This window comes from Devosia sp. SD17-2 (assembly GCF_029201565.1).
In the GTDB taxonomy this organism is placed as follows: Bacteria; Pseudomonadota; Alphaproteobacteria; order Rhizobiales; family Devosiaceae; genus Devosia.
Genome location: NZ_CP104002.1, coordinates 3,513,661 through 3,533,691, shown reverse-complemented (window position 1 = coordinate 3,533,691; position 20,031 = coordinate 3,513,661). Strand labels below are relative to the sequence as shown.

Below are 20,031 nucleotides of genomic sequence, written 5' to 3'. Positions count from 1 at the left end.
TTCCGCTCCGCGACTTTCGTTTTTACGTCATTATCTTTCGTTTGTGAACGTAATATGTTTCGTTTCGATCCTGCGTCACTTCCATACCAGATGGCAATTGACCACAATGAGATGAACGTTTAGGCCTCCCCCTGTTCCTCCGGCCCGGACCTGCAGGCCAATGCTCGACATCCTCTTTGTTATCGCGCCGATCTTCGCCATGATGGCGCTTGGCTTTGGCGCCGTTCGCTATCGCCTGTTTCCGGCCGAGGGTGTCAAAAGCCTCATCGCCTTCGTCAATAATTTCGCGACGCCGTGCCTGCTGTTTCTGTCGATCCTGACCAGCGATTTCCGTTCGGCGTTCAATCTGTCGATCATCGGCCCGTTTTATATCGGCGCCTTCATCTGCTTTGGCCTCGGCATTTTTATCGCCCGGCAGTTCTTCGGCAATCGCCCGGGCGAAAGCGTCTCGTTCGGCTTTGCCGGCACTTTCACCAACACCGTGCTTATCGGCCTGCCGATCATTACCCGCGCCTATGGGGAAGAAGCGCTGCCCGTCACGCTATCCATTCTGGGCCTGCATGGCGCGATCCTCCTGACCCTCGGCATGGTGACGATGGAACTGGTGCGCCGCGATGGCCAGTCGCTGGGCAAGACCCTCATCGTCGCCATCCGCCGCGTCGTTTCCAATCCGCTGATCTGGGGCATCGCCGCCGGCATCATCGGCTCGCTCCTCAATCTGCAATTGATCGAACCGGCCGAAGCCTTCTTTTCCATGATGAGCCAGGCCGTGGTCCCCGCCGCGCTCTTCGGCATCGGCGGCGCGCTCAACGAATTCAAGCTCTCGGAAAACTGGCGTCAGGCGCTGGTGGCCTCGCTGATCAAGCTGATCCTCCACCCGCTGCTCGCCTATGTGCTGATGATCCACGTCTTGGGCGTGCCCATGGATATCGCCCGCTACGGCATTCTGCTCGCGGCCATGCCGGCCGGGGTGAACATCTATGTTTTCGCCACCTATTACGATCGCGGCACCAGTGTTGCCGCCAACACCATTCTCATCGCCACCCTGCTGTCGGCGCTGACCATTTCCGCTTGGCTCTATATCCTAGCCCTATAGCCGTCGCCTTGCCCGGGAGGGGTGACGCGACGGCCGTTTCGACTATCATCACCAAGCCTTTGCCACCTGAGGGGGACGCCTTTTCATGACCATCGAAATTCTCCAGACCGGCCCGCTTCTGGCCTCCTGCGAAAAGGCGCTTGCCGAGCGCTACACTGTCCACAAGCTGCACGAACAGGCTGCCCCCTCTGCCTGGCTCAAGGAAAACGGCGCCCGCATTCGCGCCCATGCCGGCTCCGGCGTCCAGGCCGATCTCATGGACGCGCTGCCCAATCTCGAGATCATCGCCAGCTTCGGCGTCGGCTACGACAATATCGACACACGCGCCGCCAAGGCCCGCAATATCCGCGTCACCAACACGCCCGACGTGCTCAACGACGCGGTGGCCGAGCTCACCATCGGCCTCATGATTTCGCTCGCCCGCCGCATTCCGCAGTCCGACCAGTTCGTCCGCCAGGGCAAATGGCCCAATGCCAATTTCGGCCTTTTCTCCGAATTGACCGGCAAGACCGTCGGCATTCTCGGCCTCGGCCGTATCGGCAAGGAGATCGCCTCCCGCGCCCAGGCCATGAAGATGCGCGTCGTCTATCACGGCCGCAGCGCCCAGCCGTCCGTGCCCTATGTCTACTATGACAATCTCGAGGACATGGCCCGCGACGCCGACTGGCTGGTGATTATCGCCCCCGGGGGCAAGGGCACCGAAAAGATCGTCTCGCGAAAAGTCCTCGAAGCCCTCGGCCCCAAGGGCGCCATCGTCAACGTCGCCCGCGGCACGCTGATCGATGAAGCCGCCATGGTCGAGCTCCTGCAAAACGGCGGCCTCGGCGGCGCCGCCCTCGACGTATTTGAAAACGAGCCTTCGGTCCCCGAAGCGCTCTTCAGCCTCGACAACGTCGTCCTCTCCCCCCACCAGGGCAGCGCCACCAACCAGACCCGCGACGCCATGGGCGCGCTTCTCGTCGCCAACCTCGAAAAACACTTCGCCGGCGAACCGCTGATAAGCGCGGTGGTCTAAAACCCCCTCCTAACCTCCCCCGGAAGACGGGGGAGGGACCGGCCAGTGGGAAGCCAGACATCGAGAGCCCCGATCCACCCCTCCCCCTTTTTCAGGGGGAGGTCGGGTGGGGGTAAGAGAGCCACAAAATCCTCGGCCCCATCGCCTCCCTCAATCCGCCAAAAACGCCTTGGCAAAACCGGTCACCGGCCCCACCCCCTTGCTGATCAGATCATAATGCGTGGTCCCCGGAATGATCGCGAGCTGGTTCTGCGTCGGCCGCAATGACCCATCCACGCCCGCATCCCGCGTCCCCCCACCTAGCAGTCGGTAAATCTCCGAGATATGCTCGGGATACATCATGTCGGCGTCGGCAAAGATCACCAGCGTCGGGACGTCTAGCGCCTTCACCCCTTCCGACCAGTCAAACGGCGCCGCCGCCATCTCCCCGGTCCGCCGCATCAGCTTTTCCCAGTCCACGTCGGGATACATCTCTCCGATGGGGGTGGTCGCGAGATACGCCCCGATCGCGCCCGCCTGTGCGCCCATGGCCTTAAAAGCCTCTTCCACCTCCGGATAATTGCCGCTCGTCTTGATGCTGGCCGAAACCATCACCAGCTTGCCCACCCGCTCGGGGTGCCGGATCGCCAGCTGCAGCGCCACGCCGCCCCCCAGCGAATAGCCCATCACATCGGCGCTCCCGATCCCCAGCGTCCCCAGCAGCACATCCACATCATCCGCCATCAGCTCGGAGCTCCATGGCGCATCGCCATCGCTGCTCAACCCATGCCCGCGAAGATGCACCGCAATCACCTGATGCGCCTCGGCCATGGCCTTGAGCGGCGCGCCGAACATATCCGCCGGGTTGACCCCGCCATGAAGCATCATCAGCGGCTTGCCCGCGCCATGGATCTCGTAATGCAACTGCACCCCATTGACGGCGATCCGCCCGCTTGTTGCTGACGTGTCCATTTCCGTTTTCTCCTGTCCTCTCGCCGGCACGCTCATTCCTGCGACCATCCACGCCACAGCGACCAGTCCCCAACGCCTTCTCATTCGAGATTCTCCTGCACCATCATCCCGGCGGCATGGATGCAGGTCATTTCCAGCCGCTCGTCCCCGATCGCGGTGAATTTGTGCGGCGTCTCCGCCGGCACCACGGCCACATCCCCTGGGCCGATGGGAAGACCCGATCTCCGGCAACCACCTCTGCCCGGCCACGCAGCACGATCCAGGTCTCGGCATAGGGGTGACGGTGCAGCACCGGCCCATGCCCGGGCGCGACATCCACCGCGAAAAAGGAAACCGGCGTCCCATAGGCTTCCCCTTCAAAGCGGATTGTCCGGCTGGTGCCGGGCGGCCGATTAGCTGCGGGCAGGACATGAACCATGGCAGTTTCCTCCTTTCCCCCGCGACGATCCTGCCGCGCTCATTTCGACGGCGCCAGCCCCGCCCATTGATTTGATTTCCAGCCGGGGCGGGGAGGGGACTATGCTGGCTCCACCCTCGGAACGGCGAGGAGGCTGGCAATATGCGCCCGGGCTCTGCAGAAAATATCATTCGTGGTCTCTACGAGGCCGCGGCCACCCTGACGGACGACGAACCGATTTTCGACGCCCTGAGTCATTGGATCAATGTCGAGCATGTGGTGATGCTGGAATCCGGTCCCTCCCGACTGGTCCGAACCTCCCGACATCTCGCCGATATCACCACTTCGGAGCGGCTGATGGGCATAGCGGAGTTGTCGAGGCTCCCCGACGTTTATCCGCCAGAGGCTACCTTTTTCCGCAATACCGACTATAGCGACCTCGCTGCGCTGAGGCGCGAACGCATTTATCGGGAGCTGCTGTACAGATATGACGGTGGTCTTTCCGCATGCGCCTATTGGTGGGGTAAGGGCACACTCAACGCCATTTTCTTCTGCCGTTCCCTGCGTCTCGGAGCCGATTTTCGCGATAGCGAGGTCGCGGCCCTGCAGGCGCTCCTGCCACATATCGCAACCGCCCAGTTAATCCGGCAAAGCCTTCAGCGCGCCAATCAGATCGCCCTCGCTGCAGGACTAACCCTTGATAGCCTCCATCAGGCACTGTTCCTCATCGATCCCGCCGGACGTCTCGCCTACCGAAACGCTATGGCCGACGACCTCCTGGCCAGTGGCGAAAGTTTTGTTCTCACCAGTCGCGGCCTGAGCTGTTGCTCTGGCTCCGCATCTGCCCGGCTGGCCGAGCGGGTTGCCGCCGTGCAGCGTTGGCCCGATACCCTGCCGGGTGCGTCCGTTGGCGGTGGGGTTAATGCGTTTTCCGTGAAGCGCCCGGGTCGGCCGGCGCTCTCCGTTTCTGTCCTGCCGGTCAGGGGGCTGGCGATCTTGTCGGCCGCCGGGCTGGACCATGGCTGGGTCGCAGTTCTCGTAACGGATGCTCAGGTCATCGCCCGCCACGCTCTGGTGCGGTTGGTCGACAGATATGGGCTGACAGCCCGCGAAAGCCAGCTTGTGGCGGCGCTGGTGCTGGGCCAGCCTCTCCCGTCCGCCGCAACGCTCGGCATCACCCACGAAACAGCCCGGCAATACCTCAAGGCCATTTTCGGCAAGACCGGCGTCAATCGCCAGGCGGAGCTGATCCGCCTGGCATCGCGTCTTTCGGGATAGAGCCGGGGTCAGGCCGGCACCACCCCCAGATAGACACGATATTCCGCGCCGCCGCGCTTCATCATGCCCGACTGCAGCTTGTAGCCGATCCCCTTGAAGACCGAGTTCGGGGTCCGCGTGGCCAACATCACCAATTGCTTGGTCTTGAGCGTAAACGCATAGGTCCCGATGGTGTCGTCTCCCATATTGAGAAACCCGGCCAGGGAATTGCCGACGCTGGGCATCACGTCATCCAGCAGAGCGCCCGCGAGCTTGGACAAAATTGGCCCTACCAGGGGGATGAAATCCATGACGAATTTGCCGATCTCGTGATTGGCCACCCAGGCACTCTGTATCTTCTGTCGGGCTTTTTCCGGATCGCCGTGGTCCTGTTCCATTGCGGTCACCACAATGCCGATACCCCAGGCGGGACCACGATAGAGCTCCATCAGGTCAGGCCGGCTCGAATTGTCGTCCACCCCGCTATAAACCTTGGTGCGCAGGGAATAGGGTGCCACTTTCGGAGCCACCATCGAGAAGATGGCATAGGGTTCGTCCGAGCCCGATCCCTGGTCCCAGTCCGACTCCTTGTGAGCATAAAAGCCTGTGTAGTGAATAACAACGCCGCGCATATCGATGGCGCCGGTGTCCGGCCACCAATAGATCTGCCCGTGCTCAAAACTGTTGGCGCGGCCGCCTTCGTCGATGTCGTCCTCGTCACTGGTGGGATAGCCGAGATAACTGCGCTCCCATCCCAGTTCCGCCCAGCGTTTGCGGATATCCCCGTAGATGCCCCAGGCGCCGGTGTTCGGATGCCAATAGATCGAGGCGCCGCCCTCGTTGAAATGATTGTAGCGGCCCACGCCGTCCGGGGTTGCTGTCTCGTCCGTCGTCGGTTCGCCCCACTTGAGCCCCCCGCGGTCTATCCACTTTTCGTAGATCGCCCCATCACATGGAAGGCCGCCTTCCTTGTCTTGTTGTAGACGATGGCATGGCCGTCAAAGACCCACATGCGCGCCTTTTTCTCGCGCGGTTTCCCCAGTCGGGCCTCGCCCCCCATTGCTTCATACTTGGCCTGTATGATCCGCTCTTGCTCGGTCAACACGCCAAGCCGGGCACCAACGCCCGTCTTGAGGTCGACCTTTTCGAAGTGCTTTGAGATCAGTGCCATCTTGTCCTCCATGGTCTGCGCCGGAGTGGCGCGTCCACAAAGGCTAGTCCTGGCAGCGGCGTTTCACCGCTCCCGTTTGGGAGGGTCCATGAAATCTTCGCGCCAGTTTTACGAATGGGAGCAGGGCACTAGCAGCTCTGGACGAAAACCGCGTGCACCTCGCCATGCACCGGCGTCGTCTCCACCAGCCGCCAACCCTCGCGCACAAACAGAGCCTGCGCCGTGGCGGTCAGCGCATAGACCCGCTCATGCCCCAGCCGCCGCGCCTCGACCAGTGTCCGCGCCAGCAGCGCCGCCCCAACGCCTTGTCCGCGAAACTCAGGCGCCACCACGAGCCCGCCCAGCCACGGCCCGCGCTCCGTCACCAGCCCGCCCGATTTTGCCGCCAGCGCACATGTGCCCGCCAAAGCCCCGTCGACAAAAGCGACGATCCCCAGCGGCATGTGCTCGCGCGCCATCCGCTCCGCCAGATCCGCCCGCGCCGAGGCGCCACGCGGATTATACCACTCCGGCCACACCGCCTCGAGGAGGTCGACCAGCGGCGTCACCGTATCGCCACGGTCGATCAGCAATGCTGTCTCTATTGCCATTTTCCCGGCTCCTCACGCATTGGCGCCCTGCACTGGGCCGGATTTCCAGCCGCGCCACAAACCGCTAGCCTAGCTTGCGAATCCACGAAAGGGACAGGTCCATGAAGGAATGGTGGCGCGGCGGAGTGATCTATCAGGTCTATCCTCGCTCGTTTCAGGACAGCAATGGCGATGGCGTCGGCGACCTGCCGGGCATCATCGAACGGCTGGACCACATCGCCAGCCTCGGCGTGGACTGCATCTGGCTCTCGCCCATCACCAAATCGCCCCAGGCCGACATGGGCTACGACGTTTCCGACTACAAGGATGTCGACCCGCTTTTCGGCTCGCTGCAGGATTTCGATCTGTTGATCAAATCCGCCCACGCCCTTGGCCTCAAGGTCATCATGGACCAGGTGGTCAGCCACTCCTCGGATCGCCATCCCTGGTTCCAGGAGTCGAGCTTCAACCGTACCAATCCCAAGGCCGACTGGTATGTCTGGGCCGATCCCCATCCCGATGGTTCCCCGCCCAACAACTGGCTCTCGGTCTTTGGCGGCTCCGCCTGGGAATGGCACACCGGGCGCAAGCAATATTACCTGCATAACTTCCTGACTTCGCAGCCCGACCTCAACTTCCACAATCCCGAAGTCCAGGACGCGGTGCTCGACACCATGCGCTTCTGGCTCGAACGCGGGCTCGATGGCTTCCGCCTCGACACGGTCAATTACTATTTCCACGACGACCAGCTCCGCTCCAATCCGCCGCTGCCGCGCGACAAGGATGACACGCTCAAGGTCAATCCTTACGACATGCAGAGCCACCAGTTCTCCAAGAGCCAGCCCGAAAATATCGACTGGCTGAAGCGTGTGCGAAAGCTGCTCGACGAATATCCAAACGCCACCAGCGTCGGCGAAGTCGGGGACGACGAGCGCGGGGTCGAGCTGATGTCGGCATACACCGCCGGCAGCGACATGCTGCACATGTGCTATTCGTTCGATTTCCTCAGTCCCAAATTCACTGCCGCTCATTTCCGCGGCAAGCTCGAAACCTTCTTTTCGAGCGGCGAAGGCTGGCCGTGCTGGAGCTTTTCCAACCACGACGTCATCCGCCACATGACGCGCTGGGCGCCCCACAGCGTCTCGCCCGCCGATCTCGCCCGCCAGGCGGCTGCGCTGGTGCTGACCATGCGCGGCTCGGTCTGCCTCTATCAGGGCGAAGAGCTGGGCTTGCCCGAAACCGACATTGCCTTTGAGGAATTGACCGACCCGCGCGGCATCCGCTTCTGGCCCGGCGACAAGGGCCGCGACGGCTGCCGCACCCCCATGCCCTGGGAAGCCGGCCCGCCGCCAAACGGCTTTACCACCGGCAAACCCTGGCTGCCGATCAAGCACACCCAGTCCGCGCTCAATGTCGAAGGCCAGAACGAGGACCCGGGCTCGACCCTCAGTTACTATCGCGAGCTGCTGGCGTGGCGTCGCTCCCAACCGGCGCTGCAGACCGGCGGTATCGAATTTTTCGACACGCCGGAGCCGGTCCTCGCCTATCGCCGCAGCGCCGGCAACAAGGACCTCATCTGCGTCTTCAATCTCTCCCCTGACGCTCGCCACATCACGCTCTCGGGCGTCGACGGCACCCCGCTCGAGCCGGTCAGCAACAACGCCACCTTCATCGACGAGCACCTCTCCCTCGGCCCCAACGGTTTTGCGATCGTCGAAGTCCCTGCGGGCGAAAGCTCAGTTTCAGTCTGACACCAAACCCATCGGCCCTTTCGTCCCTCCCCCTACCAGGGGGAGGTCAGGTTGGGGTATTCTCAATAAACCCGGGCAAAAGTATCCGGGTCAAAGAACTGCATCTCTTCCCCGCCACCCGGCTTGCGCACAAAGGCGCGGATGCAGCCGTTCCATTTTTCCGCCGCAGTGGCATCAACACCCATCTGCCGCAGCCGCATAAGATTGAATTCGTTCACTTCGCTTTCGCTGAACTTGCCCACCGAAAAGCCGAACGAAAAACTCACCCCCGAGCCCGTGCAATAGGGCACGGCCGCTGCCGGCAGGGTCAGCCCCATCAGCATCACGCTGGCTATGGCAATCCGTTTCATCTTCAGCTCCCTTTCGGATCCGGCGATCCGCCGGCTTTACGGTTCTGCGCAGCCTTCTCCTGCCAGCGCACCAGCATCACCACTGTGGGGATGGCAAAGCTCAGCATCAAGAGGCGCACCACATGGTGGGCTGCAATGAAGGCGGTATCATAGCCCAGCGCAATCCCCAGCGCGCCCATGCCCTCGATCGCCCCCGGCGCCAGCCCCAGCCAGATCTGCCCAAACGGCATGTCGACGAACTGGGCGACGACGAGCGTGATGGCGGTGCAGATCCCCACCGTCATTGCCGTCGCAATGAGACCACCCTTGGCTGCCGACAGAAATTCGCTCCGTGTGATCCCCACAAAGCGCGACCCGATGAGAACCCCGGTCAGCACAAAGGTGATCACCATGAGCGGCTCGGGCATGGTCTCGACGTAGAGCCCGCCCAGCTTGGCGACCGTCGCCGCCGCCATGGCGCCCAGCACCATCCCCGCCGGAATTTTCAGTTTGTTGAACACCAGCCCCACGGCGACACACCCCGCCGCGAGCAGGATCAGCTGCACCGGGCTCATCACGCCCATCGACACTTGCGCGAGGCCGTCCCCCAGCGGCAGGAACATCGCCATCACCGGCACGGCAATGGTCAGCATGAAAATGCGGATCACCTGAATAATGACGATCTGCCGTGGATTGCCCACCCCGCTGGCCGCAATGCCGAGGACCAGCGACAAATGCCCCGGAAACGAGCTGAGATAAGCCGTCCCTGCATCGAGCCCGAAAAGCCGCGTCAGCATCCAGCCGGTCGCGGCAATAATGATCACCAGCTCGATCGCCAGCGCCGCAAGACTGATCGGCCAGCTCGCCAGCAGCGACAGGCTGTCCGGCGCCACGCTCGCGCCCATCGACATGCCGATCAGAACGAAAATCACATCCCGCAGCCAGTTCGGCATCCGGATCGGCAGGCCCATCATCGCCGCCAGCGTCACCGCCAGCGCCGACCCCATAAGCCACCCCGCTGGCAAGCCCAGCATCGTCGCGGCCCCGCCACCAAGCGTCGCCAGTCCCAGCGTCAGGACAAAGGAATAAAAATCAGAAAGGGCAGGGCGGGGCATGGCACAGAAACTGGCAGGAAAGGCCCCGCCACCCTGCCCATGTTCGCCCAACATTCAAAGAGCTATCTTGGATTTTAGGAGTGGGCTTGTGGCCGTAGCACCAGGATCAAGAAAGCCCCCCCTCCCTGGCCCTCCCCTCGAGGGGGAGGGTGACTGCAGTGGGTGGACGAGAAAACGCCAGCAACACTGTTTCGCAAAGCGTGCAACAACCACGATCCCACCCTCCCCTTGAGGGGAGGGCAAGCAAAGCTTGGGTCCAACGGACCCAATCGACGCTCGGGAGGGGGGCTTCCGTCCTCAATCCGCTTCCCCCAGCGCTCTGGCCAGCGCCAGATAAACGCCTTCAGCGCTATGCATCACCTCATCATTGGTGAACCGCAACACGCGATAGCCATGCTCGCCCAAAACCGCATCCCGCGCGGCGTCGCGACGCTGCCCATCACCAAGATAATGGCTGTCGCCGTCGATCTCGACGATCAGCTTGGCTGAGTGGCTGGCAAAGTCGACCACATAGCGCACCATCGGGACTTGCTTGCGAAAGTGATGACGGGTTCGAAGCGGCGCGATCAATCGCCAGAACCGGATTTCCGCCGGTGTAGGGTTCTTCCTCAGCCTGCGCGCCAGCTGCGACATGTCCCCTCGTATCAGGGATTAGCGATCAATGCACTCTGTCAGCGTTCCAGCCTGTGTTCCAGAGAGTGCGTGGTGGCACAGAAAGTCCCCCTCCCTGGCCCTCTCCAAAGGGGGAGGGTGACTGCGGTGTATGGGTTAGACAACGCCAAACACCAGCCATGTTGGCAAAACGTGCCACAACCACGATCCCACCCTCCCCCTTGAGGGGAGGGCAAGCAGAGCTTGGGTCCAAGGACCCTAGCGGCGCTCGGGAGGGGGTCTCTTCGCCCCCAAAAAACCTCACCCCACCGGCAGGGCCTTTTCCACCAGCCGCGCCCAATAGCTCACGCCCACCGGAATCGCGTCGTCGTTGAAATCATAGGTGTCGGTGTGCAGTTCGCTCGAATTGCCATTGCCGAGAAAAATATAGGCGCCGGGGCGCTCCTGCAGCAGGAAGGAGAAATCCTCCCCGCCCAGCGATGGCGCGACGTCGTCGTCCACGCGCTCTTCACCCACAACGTCGCGCGCCACATCCGCAGCAAAGGCGGTTTCCCGCTCGCTGTTGACCGTCACCGGATAGCCGCGCACGTAGCGGATGCTCGCCTCGGCGCCAAAACTCTTTGCAAACTGAGGCACCATCTCATTGAGCTTGGCTTCAATGAAATCCTGCACATCCGGATCGAGCGTGCGCACCGTGCCGGTGATTTTCGCCGTGCGCGAAATCACATTGTCCGCCTCGCCGGCCTCGAGCATGGTCACGCTCAGCACCGCATTGGCCATCGGATCGAGGTTGCGCGAGACGATGGTCTGCAGCGCCACCACCATCTGGGCCGACACGATCAGCGGGTCGACGGTCTGCTGCGGCCGCGCTGCGTGTCCGCCCTGGCCGACAACGTCGATATAGAACCGGTCAGTCGCCGCCATGATCCCGCCGACGCGGATGCCGAAATGCCCAACCGGCATGCCCGGCCAGTTGTGCATCCCATAAACCTCGTCGATGGCGACTTTCTCGAACAGCCCGTCCTCGATCATCACCTTCCCGCCGCCGCCTCCCTCTTCGGCCGGCTGGAAGATCAGCGCCACGCGCCCGCTGAAATTGCGGGTTTCGCTGAGATATTTCGCCGCTCCCAGCAGCATCGAAGTATGCCCGTCGTGGCCGCAGGCATGCATCTTCCCCGGAACCGTGGAGGCATGCGGCGCGCCGGTCTTTTCGGTCACCGACAGGGCGTCCATGTCGGCGCGAAGGCCAATGGTCTTGCCCGGCCCGCCGCGCCCGTTGATGATCGCCACCACCCCGGTCTGGCCCAGCCCGGTCATCACCTCGTCACAGCCAAATTCGCGCAGCTTCTCCGCCACGATGCCCGCGGTGCGGTGCACATCAAACAAAAGCTCCGGATTGGCGTGCAGATCTCGTCGCCAGGCGGTGATTTCATCGTGGAATTCGGCAATGCGATTGATAACGGGCATGGAAGAACCAAAGCAGATGGGAGAGAGGGACAATGTCCTTGTCCCAATCCCTCCCGTCAACTGCTGCGCTGCAGCTTCTTCCCGTCCGGAGTGCCGCAGCCGTACAAAAAACCGTTCCGGCAACTTTTTGCGCCGCCTGCGCTACACATCCCGGCCATCAGCCCCTATATCCCCCACAACTCTGTTTTGTGGTCGGGTATATGTTCGCTTCCAAGTCTTTCCGTTTCGCTAGCCTCTTCGCCTGTCTGCTCATGGCATTCTCCATGGTTTCGGTCAGTGATGCAGAAGCCCGTCGTGGCGGCAGCTTCGGCAGCCGCGGCGCCAACACTTTCAATTCGCCCGCGCCGACCAACACGGCCCCGGGCCAGGTTGCCCCGGTTCAGCGCACCATGACCCCCGGTCAGAACCAGCCTTCTGCTGCCCCCACCGCTCAGTCGGCTCAGCCGCGCGGTGGCTTCATGAACGGCTTTGGCGGCTCGCTCCTGCGCGGTCTCGCCCTCGGCGGCATCATTGGTCTCCTGATGGGTGGTGGCTTCGGCGGCATGGGTGGCATTCTGGCCATGGTTGCGCAGATCGCCCTCATCGGTGGCGTCATCTGGCTGGCCATGCGCTTCTTCCGCGGCCCGCGTCAGGCCACTGCCGGCGGTCCCGATGTGGCGGCCTACCAGGCCCAGCCGCAGCCCAATGCCCAGCCGAATAACTTCGGCCAGATGTTTGGTGGAGGCACTGCCGCGCCGCGCGCCGCACAGCCCGTGCCGGGCAAGAACGCGCTCAACATCGGCATGGAAGATCTCCAGGTCTTCGAGCAGATGCTCACCCGCGTCCAGGCTGCATTCTCGAGCGAGAACTATTCGGCCCTGCGCGCGCTGACCACGCCTGAAGTCATGGGCTACCTCTCCGAAGAACTGGCCACCAACGCCACCAATGGCGTCAAGAACCACGTATCCGATGTCACTCTGCTGCAGGGCGATCTCTCGGAAAGCTGGCGCGAAGGCAAGGTCGAATACGCCACCGTCGCCATGCGCTATTCGTCCATCGACTACACGCAGGATCGCCAGACCGGCGCCATCGTCGAAGGCGATGCCGATAACGCCACCGAGTCCGTCGAAATCTGGACCTTCAAGCGTGATGTGGGCGGCGACTGGTTGCTCTCGGCGATCCAGGAAGCCTGATCGGCTCTACCACTGATATTCCCGGCCCGCGCTTCTTCCCGAAGCGCGGGCTTTTCTGTCTTCGCCGCCTGCGATGCCCCGGGGCGACATTTTTCAACAAAGCGCCGCCCGCTAGCCCAAAATTTCCCTTCCGTGCCTTGCCCCGTTCGCCCCTTTTTGCGAAGGGATGCCCAGCCCCGGGAGTTGCTCAATGAAAATCCTCGTCGCCGTCAAGCGCGTGGTCGACCACAATGTGCGCATCCGTGTCCGTCCTGATGGAACGGGCGTCGAGACAGCCGGCGTGCGCATGTCGATGAACCCCTTCTGCAAGCATGCGGTGGAAGCCGCCGTGCAGCTGGCGGAAGCTGGAAAAGCCGACGAGATCGTCGTGGTGTCCATCGGCCCCAAGAACACCAACGACGTGATCCTCACCGCCCTTGCCATGGGCGCCCATCGCGGCATTCTCGTCGAGGCCGAGCAGACCCTCGAAACCCTCACCATCGCCCAGCTCCTCGCCAAAATTGTCGATGAGGAGCAGCCCGATCTCATTCTTCTGGGCAAGCAGGCCGTCGACGATGACAGCAATCACGTTGGCCAGATGCTGGCGGCGCTCACCAATCGTCCGCAGGCCACCTTCGCCTCCGAGATCAAGCTCGATGGCACCACCCTCGAAGTCACTCGCGAGGTCGATTATGGCCGCGAGACTCTCTCGCTGCCGCTGCCGGCCGTGGTCACTGCCGATCTCCGCCTCAACACCCCGCGCAATGCAGCCCTGCCCATGGTCATGAAGGCGCGTTCCAAGCCCCTGGCCGTCCGCGCCGCTGCCGATCTCGGCGTCGATCTCACGCCGCGCCTCATCGTCGAAAACATATCCCCGCCGCCCGAACGTGTGGCAGGAAGAAGCGTCGCCTCGGTTGCCGAGTTCGCCGCGGCCGTCGCCGCCGAAGTCAACGAGATGGAGGCGCTCTGATGTCCGTTCTTCTGCTTGCCGAACACGACAACGGAAAACTCTCTCCCGCCACGGCGCGCCTTGTTGCCGCTGCCAGCCAGCTGGGCCCGGTTGATCTTCTGGTCGTCGCCGAGGCGCCCGCCGCCATCGCCGAGGCTGCGTCCACCCTCTCCCATGTTCGGAAAGTCCTGGTCGCTCAAGGGCAAAGCACCGCCGAAGCGTTAGCACTTACGCTCGAAAGCTGCGCTCAACGCTACCAGTCTGTTAGCGCGAACGCCTCTTCTGTTGGCAAGGATGTCATTCCGCGTCTGGCCGCCAAGCTCGATATCCAGCCGGTCACCGACATCGTCGCCATCGCGGCGCCCAACCGGTTTACCCGCCCGATCTACGCCGGCAATGCGCTCGAAACCGTCACCGACCCGCAGCCACTGCACCTGCTGACCTTTCGCGCCTCCGCCTTCCGCCCGGTCGCTGCTGGTGGTTCCGCACCCGTCGAAACGCTCGAGAATTCAGTCACTTCGCTGGCGCGCCTGCTTGCCGCGCACCGCAACCAGAGTGATGTGCCGGACCTCTCGACGGCCCAGATCGTCATTGGTGGTGGCGTCTCCGTCGGCTCCGCCGAAGGTTTTCAACTCATTGAAAAGCTTGGCAAAACTCTTGGTGCAGCGGTCGGCGCCACCCGCGCTGCGGTCGATGCCGGCTATGCGCCGAACGATTGGCAGATCGGCCAGACCGGCAAGATCATCGCCCCCGATCTCTACATCGCCATCGGGATTTCCGGCGCGCTCCAGCACCTCGCCGGCATCCAGGGCGCCAAGAAGATTCTTGCCATCAATACCGATGCCGAGTCTCCGTTGATGAAACTCGCCGATGTCGCGCTTGTCGGCGATCTCTTTGAAGTTGTTCCGCAATTGATTGCCGAACTGGAGAAGCTTGGGGTCTCCAGACCCACCGGCTGACCCATTCCCGTTTCAAAAACCGGCCGTCCAAAGCCGCTCCCAATTGCAAAAATCCCCCGCGCGCCTATAAAGACCGCGCCTTCTCACCGGACTTCATAAAATGTTCGAAAACCTCTCCAAGGCCCCTGGCGACAAGATCCTTGCGCTCATGGGCGAATATGCGGCTGATGCCCGTCCCACCAAGATCGACCTCGGCGTCGGCGTCTACAAAGACGAAAAAGGTGTGACCCCGGTCATGACCTCGGTCCGCAAGGCCGAAGAGCGGATGCTTTCGAACGAAAAAACAAAGACTTATCTCGGCATCGCCGGGAACAAGGGCTTTGGCACTGCGGTTCTCGACCTCGTCCTAGCCGACGCTGTCGATCTCTTGCGCGTCCGCATCGCGCAGGCTCCGGGCGGCACTGGCTCGCTCTGGGTGCTGATGCAGCTGATCAACCGCGCTCGTCCCGGTGCGACGGTCCACGTCTCGGACCCGACCTGGGCGAACCATATTCCGATCGCCAATAATTCGGGCCTCAAAGTCGCGACCTACCCCTATTTCGACACCGTCACGCGCGGCGTGAAGTTCGACGAAATGCTTGCCGCGCTTGATAAACTGGGCGCCGACGACATCGTGCTCCTGCACGGCTGCTGCCACAACCCGACCGGCGCGAACCTCACCGACGCGCAGTGGGATCAGGTTGCCGCAAGCCTCGCCCGCACCGGCGCGCTGCCCTTCATCGATCTGGCCTATCTTGGCTTTGGCGATGGCATCGAAGCCGACGCCTATGGCACCCGCAAGATTCTTTCCACGGTCCCCGAGGCCGTGATAGCATTCTCGGGTTCGAAGAATTTCGGTCTCTACCGCGAACGCGTTGGTGCCGCCATTCTCGTCGCCCGCAATGCAGAAGAAGCCGATGTTACTAATTCGCAGCTTCTGAACATCATTCGCGGCGCCTATTCTCAGCCGCCTGATCACGGTGCCGAGATCATCCGCACCATCCTTCAGGACGCCGAATTGCGCGCCGAATGGGAAGAAGAGCTGGGCGTCATGCGTAACCGCATGATTTCATTGAGAGAAAAGCTCGCAAGTGCGATCCGCGAGCGCTCCAATTCCACCGATTTTGACTTTGTCGCCGGTCACCGCGGCATGTTTTCTCTGCTCGGCCTCACCGCCGACGCCGTGGAGCATTTAAAAGCCGGAAACGGTGTCTATATGACATCTGATAGCCGCATCAATGTCGCCGGTATCCCCGAAGAGCACGTCGGTGCTCTCGCCGATGCGTTTCTGGGCGCCATTCGCTGAGCAATGCTTGCGGCCCCGCGCCGCCATGGACTACCTCGGCTAACCAGCCGGGATGAAACGCTTTTCAGGAGGGAACGATGAAGTTCTTCGTCGACACTGCAGATACCAAGGCCATCGCGGAGCTTCACGAAGCCGGCCTCGTCAATGGCGTCACCACCAATCCGTCGCTGATCGCCAAGTCCGGCCGTGACTTCAAGGAAGTCATCAAGGAAATCTGCGCGATCACGCCCGATCCGGTCTCGGCCGAAGTGGCAAGCCTCGAATATGACGGCATGATTGCCGAGGGCGAAGTCCTCGCCAAGCTGGCCCCCAATGTGGTCATCAAGCTTCCCCTGACCCTGAATGGCCTCAAGGCCACCAAGTACTTCAAGGAAAAGGGCATTCCGACCAACGTCACGCTCTGCTTCTCGGCCAACCAGGCTCTGCTGGCTGCCAAGGCCGGCGCGACCTACATCTCGCCCTTCATCGGCCGCCTCGATGACATCAACCTTGATGGCATGGAGCTGATCGAGAACATCCGTCAGATCTATGACAACTACCAGTTCGAGACCCAGATCCTGGCCGCCTCGATCCGTTCGGCGAACCACGTGACCGAGGCTGCCCTTGCCGGCGCCGACGTCGCAACCATCCCGCCAGACGTGATCAAGAAGCTCGCCCAGCATCCGCTGACCGACAAGGGCATCGAAGGCTTCCTCAAGGATTGGGCCGGCACCGGCCAGTCGATCCTCTAAGGATTTCAAACAATTATCCCGCCCTCCGGGGCGGGAGACGCCTAACAGACCTCGCCCTTCGACACGCTCGGGGTGAGGTCTTGTTCTTTCAAGGATCGAGATGGCCGACACCGAACTTTCCGCAGAGATCAAGTCTGCGCTCGCTGGCGTGGAAATCCCCGGCGGCGGAGATCTCGCCTCCTATCCCGGTCTCTCGGAGATCATCGTCACCCCCGGCGCCATTGCTTTTGCCATCGCTGTGCAACCCGGCATGGAAGCCGCCTTCGGGCCCGCCCGCGACGACGCCCACAAGCGTGCCCAAGCCCTTGGCGGCGCCCGCAAGGTGATGGTCTCGATCACCGCTGAAAAATCCAGCGGCCCCAAATTTTCCCACGGATCGCCGGTTCCCGCAGGCAAGACCAGTGTGAAAGGCGTGCGCCGCATCATCGCCGTTGGCTCGGGCAAGGGCGGCGTCGGCAAGTCCACGACCTCCGTCAACATCGCCCTGGCCCTTGCCGCCGAAGGCCTGAAAGTCGGCATTCTCGACGCCGATCTCTATGGCCCTTCCGTGCCCAAACTCCTCGGCCTCGAAGGCCGACCCGCTATTCGCGAAGACGGAATTTTCTCGCCGCACGAGGCGTTTGGTGTGAAGGCCATCTCCATCGGCTCCATGCTCGTGCCCGGCCAGGCCGTGGTCTGGCGCGGTCCCATGGCCACCTCCGGCCTCCGCCAATTGCTGCGCGAAACCGATTGGGGCGAGCTCGACGTCCTCGTCATCGACCTTCCCCCCGGCACGGGCGACATCCACATCGGCCTCTTCCAGCAGGCCGTAGTCGATGGCGTGGTCATCGTCTCGACCCCTCAGGATCTCGCGCTGATCGACGCGCAAAAGGCCATCGACATGCTCCGCCGCATGAACGTACCGGTCCTGGGCCTCGTCGAGAACATGAGCTATTTCATCGCGCCCGATACCGGCAATCGCTACGATATCTTTGGCTCAGGCGGCGCCGAGAAAGCAGCCGCCGATCTCGACCTCGAATTCCTCGGTGCCATTCCGCTGGTCATGTCGATCCGGGAAAATTCGGACGCCGGCGCGCCGTCGGTTGCTGTGGATCCCGAGGGCCCGGAGGCCGCAGCCTATCGTGCCATCGCCCGACGTCTGGTCACCCGCATCCCCTGACCCAACCGCCGCCTCGGCTCGTTTCGGCTGAAAACGATTGCTGAAATCGATTGCATAAACGATTTTGGCGGGCTATCGGGTCTCCCCAATTGGCACAAGCTGCCCTGGAGGGGATCCATGTTTTCATTCGACCGGCGGGATTTCGGTCCCGACTTCACCTTTGGCGTAGCGACTGCCGCCTATCAGATCGAAGGCGGGCAGGGCGATGGCCGTGGCCAGTCGATCTGGGACAGCTTCTCCGCTACCCCCGGCAACGTCCACAATGGCGATACCGGCCGCGACGCCTGCAACCACTACGAGCTTTGGCCCGCCGACCTCGACCTCATCCGCGACGGCGGCTTTGACGCCTACCGCTTTTCCTTCGCCTGGCCGCGTTTGATCCCGGAAGGGACGGGCCCAGTAAACCAGAAGGGCGTCGACTTTTATGATCGCCTGATCGACGGCATGCTCGAGCGTGGCCTCAAGCCCTATGCCACGCTCTATCACTGGGATCTGCCCTCGACCCTGCAGGATCGTGGCGGCTGGATGAACCGCGACATCGCCAATTGGTTCGCCGACTACGCCACCCTGATTGGCGGAAAATTCGGCGATCGGCTGACCGCCACGGCCACCATCAACGAACCTTGGTGCGTCGCCTTTCTCAGCCACTTCCTTGGCGTCCACGCCCCCGGCTATCGCGACCTCCGCGCCGCTGCCCGCGCCATGCACCATGTGCTTTTCGCCCACGGCGCCGCCATCGACGCGCTGCGCGCCACCGGCACGAAAAATCTCGGCATTGTGCTCAACCTCGAAAAGTCCGAGCCCGCCTCCGACAGTCCCGAGGATCAGGCCGCCGGTGACTTCGGGGATGCCCAGTTCAACCGCTGGTATCTCGACGGCGTCTTCAAGGGTAAGTACCCGGAGGTGCTTACCAAATGGCTTGAGCCCTATCTGCCGGCCAATTACCAGGCGGACATGGACGTCGTCTCCCGCCCGCTGGACTGGCTCGGGATCAACTACTACACCCGCGGACTCTACAAGGCCTCCACCCAGCCCGGTCGCCCCGTGGAGCAGATCAAGGGTCCGCTCGAAAAGACCGATATCGGCTGGGAAATCTATCCCCAGGGTCTTTCCGACCTGCTCGTCCGCGTCTCCAGCGACTACACGAAAATCCCGGTATATGTCACCGAGAACGGCATGGCCGAGGTCGAGGGCGACAATGATCCGCGCCGCGTCAGATATTACGACGACCACCTCAAGGCCGTGCTCGCCGCCAGGGCCGCAGGCGCCGATGTGCGCGGCTATTTTGCCTGGTCGCTGCTCGACAACTACGAATGGGCCGAGGGCTACAACAAGCGCTTCGGCCTCGTCCATGTCGACTACGCCACGCAAAAACGAACGCCCAAGGCAAGTTACAGATCTTTCCAGGGCCTGCTGCACAATTCGCGCTAAGCGTGTATGGTCCGCGCCAAACCTGTACCAAGGCGCGGACCGCACCCATGACTTCAGAACTGACTGAACTGCCCCAGTCCCTGCAGCGGCTGGAAGAGCTGCTGGCGGAAGCCGGGCCTGATGCCATGCTGCTGGCTGAGCTCGACGGCTTTCTCTGCGGCCTCGCTGTCAGCCCCGAGCCAATCTCGCGCGACGAATGGTGGCCGTTCGAATGGCTGGCCGACGAGCGCGGTGTCCTCAAGAGCGGCAATGAAGAGCTGGCCGGCCTGATCGAAGCTCGCCTTGCCGAGACCGAGCAGGAACTGGCCGACGACAATTACGCCCCGCTGTTCGAGGTCGATGAAGAGACCGAAGAGGTCATCTGGCAGGTCTGGATCTCTGGTTTCCAGCAAGCCATGCTGCTGCGCTTTGACGCTTGGGACGCCCTGCTGCGCGACACCGAAAGTCAGGGCGAGCGCGGCGAAGCGGCCCTCGGTCTCGCCACGGCGCTCATGCTCTCCTCCCCCGATGCCGGCCCCGATGAAACTGCCGGCGAACAGGAATGGGCCGAGTACGACGAGATGATGGAAGCCATGCCCATGGTCATCGCCGGCTTTGCCGGTGTCGCCTATCGGCTGCACAAGGCCAGCTAGTCGG

At 62.5% G+C, this 20,031-nt stretch carries 21 protein-coding genes; 12 read left to right on the top strand and 9 right to left on the bottom strand.

Going from position 1 to position 20,031, the window contains the following annotated elements:
• The first annotated feature begins 160 nt into the window (after window positions 1–160).
• Both NYQ88_RS17350 and NYQ88_RS17345 read left to right on the top strand, forming a co-directional pair.
• The gene (locus NYQ88_RS17350; RefSeq protein ID WP_275652354.1) at window positions 161–1,096 is read left to right on the top strand and encodes an AEC family transporter; all 936 of its coding nucleotides are present in this window, start codon (window positions 161–163) and stop codon (window positions 1,094–1,096) included.
• A gap of 85 nt (window positions 1,097–1,181) precedes the next feature.
• Window positions 1,182–2,111 (top strand): 2-hydroxyacid dehydrogenase, encoded by a 930-nt coding sequence (locus tag NYQ88_RS17345; RefSeq protein ID WP_275652353.1) that lies wholly within the window; start codon window positions 1,182–1,184, stop codon window positions 2,109–2,111.
• A 150-nt stretch (window positions 2,112–2,261) separates the two neighbouring features.
• Here the strand turns inward: NYQ88_RS17345 and NYQ88_RS17340 are convergent, their stop codons facing one another.
• Window positions 2,262–3,062, bottom strand: coding sequence for an alpha/beta hydrolase (locus tag NYQ88_RS17340; RefSeq protein ID WP_275652352.1), 801 nt, complete (start codon window positions 3,060–3,062; stop codon window positions 2,262–2,264).
• 127 nt (window positions 3,063–3,189) lie between these two features.
• On the bottom strand, window positions 3,190–3,480 hold the full coding sequence (locus NYQ88_RS17335) for a cupin domain-containing protein (protein WP_275652351.1): 291 nt from the start codon (window positions 3,478–3,480) through the stop codon (window positions 3,190–3,192).
• Between the two features lie 141 nt (window positions 3,481–3,621).
• On the opposite strand from NYQ88_RS17335, the gene NYQ88_RS17330 reads away from it, so the two are divergent.
• Window positions 3,622–4,737, top strand: a complete 1,116-nt coding sequence (locus NYQ88_RS17330; RefSeq protein ID WP_275652350.1) for a hypothetical protein — start codon at window positions 3,622–3,624, stop codon at window positions 4,735–4,737.
• An 8-nt stretch (window positions 4,738–4,745) separates the two neighbouring features.
• Here the strand turns inward: NYQ88_RS17330 and NYQ88_RS17325 are convergent, their stop codons facing one another.
• From NYQ88_RS17325 to NYQ88_RS17315, 3 genes are all read right to left on the bottom strand, one after another.
• Complete coding sequence (locus NYQ88_RS17325; protein ID WP_275654946.1) at window positions 4,746–5,642, bottom strand: hypothetical protein; 897 nt, start codon at window positions 5,640–5,642, stop codon at window positions 4,746–4,748.
• The gene (locus tag NYQ88_RS17320) at window positions 5,639–5,899 is read right to left on the bottom strand and encodes a hypothetical protein (RefSeq protein ID WP_275652349.1); all 261 of its coding nucleotides are present in this window, start codon (window positions 5,897–5,899) and stop codon (window positions 5,639–5,641) included. The genes NYQ88_RS17325 and NYQ88_RS17320 overlap by 4 nt, the downstream gene beginning before the upstream one ends.
• A 116-nt stretch (window positions 5,900–6,015) precedes the next feature.
• Window positions 6,016–6,477, bottom strand: coding sequence for a GNAT family N-acetyltransferase (locus NYQ88_RS17315; RefSeq protein ID WP_275652348.1), 462 nt, complete (start codon window positions 6,475–6,477; stop codon window positions 6,016–6,018).
• Between the two features lie 101 nt (window positions 6,478–6,578).
• Between NYQ88_RS17315 and NYQ88_RS17310 the strand changes: the two genes are divergently transcribed.
• Window positions 6,579–8,207, top strand: coding sequence for an alpha-glucosidase family protein (locus tag NYQ88_RS17310; RefSeq protein ID WP_275652347.1), 1,629 nt, complete (start codon window positions 6,579–6,581; stop codon window positions 8,205–8,207).
• A gap of 62 nt (window positions 8,208–8,269) precedes the next feature.
• Here the strand turns inward: NYQ88_RS17310 and NYQ88_RS17305 are convergent, their stop codons facing one another.
• The 4 genes from NYQ88_RS17305 to NYQ88_RS17290 all read right to left on the bottom strand — a co-directional run bounded on the left by NYQ88_RS17305 (window position 8,270) and on the right by NYQ88_RS17290 (window position 11,730).
• Entirely contained in the window at window positions 8,270–8,557 is a 288-nt protein-coding gene (locus NYQ88_RS17305) for a hypothetical protein (RefSeq protein WP_275652346.1), read from the bottom strand.
• 2 nt (window positions 8,558–8,559) lie between these two features.
• Window positions 8,560–9,705 (bottom strand): AbrB family transcriptional regulator, encoded by a 1,146-nt coding sequence (locus tag NYQ88_RS17300; protein WP_275652345.1) that lies wholly within the window; start codon window positions 9,703–9,705, stop codon window positions 8,560–8,562.
• Between the two features lie 243 nt (window positions 9,706–9,948).
• The gene (locus NYQ88_RS17295; protein ID WP_275652344.1) at window positions 9,949–10,284 is read right to left on the bottom strand and encodes an endonuclease domain-containing protein; all 336 of its coding nucleotides are present in this window, start codon (window positions 10,282–10,284) and stop codon (window positions 9,949–9,951) included.
• Between the two features lie 279 nt (window positions 10,285–10,563).
• Window positions 10,564–11,730, bottom strand: coding sequence for a M20 aminoacylase family protein (locus NYQ88_RS17290; RefSeq protein WP_275652343.1), 1,167 nt, complete (start codon window positions 11,728–11,730; stop codon window positions 10,564–10,566).
• Between the two features lie 200 nt (window positions 11,731–11,930).
• Between NYQ88_RS17290 and NYQ88_RS17285 the strand changes: the two genes are divergently transcribed.
• The 8 genes from NYQ88_RS17285 (at window position 11,931) to NYQ88_RS17250 (ending at window position 20,027) form a co-directional block, all read left to right on the top strand.
• Window positions 11,931–12,902, top strand: a complete 972-nt coding sequence (locus tag NYQ88_RS17285; protein ID WP_275652342.1) for a Tim44 domain-containing protein — start codon at window positions 11,931–11,933, stop codon at window positions 12,900–12,902.
• 190 nt (window positions 12,903–13,092) lie between these two features.
• Window positions 13,093–13,851: an electron transfer flavoprotein subunit beta/FixA family protein gene (locus NYQ88_RS17280; RefSeq protein WP_275652341.1), complete on the top strand. Its 759-nt coding sequence runs from the start codon at window positions 13,093–13,095 to the stop codon at window positions 13,849–13,851.
• Entirely contained in the window at window positions 13,851–14,789 is a 939-nt protein-coding gene (locus NYQ88_RS17275; RefSeq protein WP_275652340.1) for an electron transfer flavoprotein subunit alpha/FixB family protein, read from the top strand. Before NYQ88_RS17280 ends, NYQ88_RS17275 begins: the two co-directional genes overlap by 1 nt.
• Window positions 14,790–14,889: 100 nt before the next feature.
• On the top strand, window positions 14,890–16,074 hold the full coding sequence (locus tag NYQ88_RS17270) for an amino acid aminotransferase (protein ID WP_275652339.1): 1,185 nt from the start codon (window positions 14,890–14,892) through the stop codon (window positions 16,072–16,074).
• A 77-nt stretch (window positions 16,075–16,151) separates the two neighbouring features.
• Window positions 16,152–16,805 (top strand): fructose-6-phosphate aldolase, encoded by a 654-nt coding sequence (gene fsa, locus NYQ88_RS17265; RefSeq protein ID WP_275652338.1) that lies wholly within the window; start codon window positions 16,152–16,154, stop codon window positions 16,803–16,805.
• Between the two features lie 100 nt (window positions 16,806–16,905).
• A complete protein-coding gene (locus NYQ88_RS17260) occupies window positions 16,906–17,964 on the top strand; it encodes an Mrp/NBP35 family ATP-binding protein (RefSeq protein WP_275652337.1) in 1,059 nt (352 codons plus the stop codon).
• A 117-nt stretch (window positions 17,965–18,081) separates the two neighbouring features.
• Window positions 18,082–19,395 carry a GH1 family beta-glucosidase gene (locus NYQ88_RS17255; protein WP_275652336.1) on the top strand — a complete coding sequence of 438 codons (1,314 nt, stop codon included), beginning with the start codon at window positions 18,082–18,084 and terminating at the stop codon, window positions 19,393–19,395.
• A gap of 47 nt (window positions 19,396–19,442) precedes the next feature.
• Entirely contained in the window at window positions 19,443–20,027 is a 585-nt protein-coding gene (locus tag NYQ88_RS17250; RefSeq protein ID WP_275652335.1) for a UPF0149 family protein, read from the top strand.
• The last annotated feature ends 4 nt before the right edge of the window (window positions 20,028–20,031 follow it).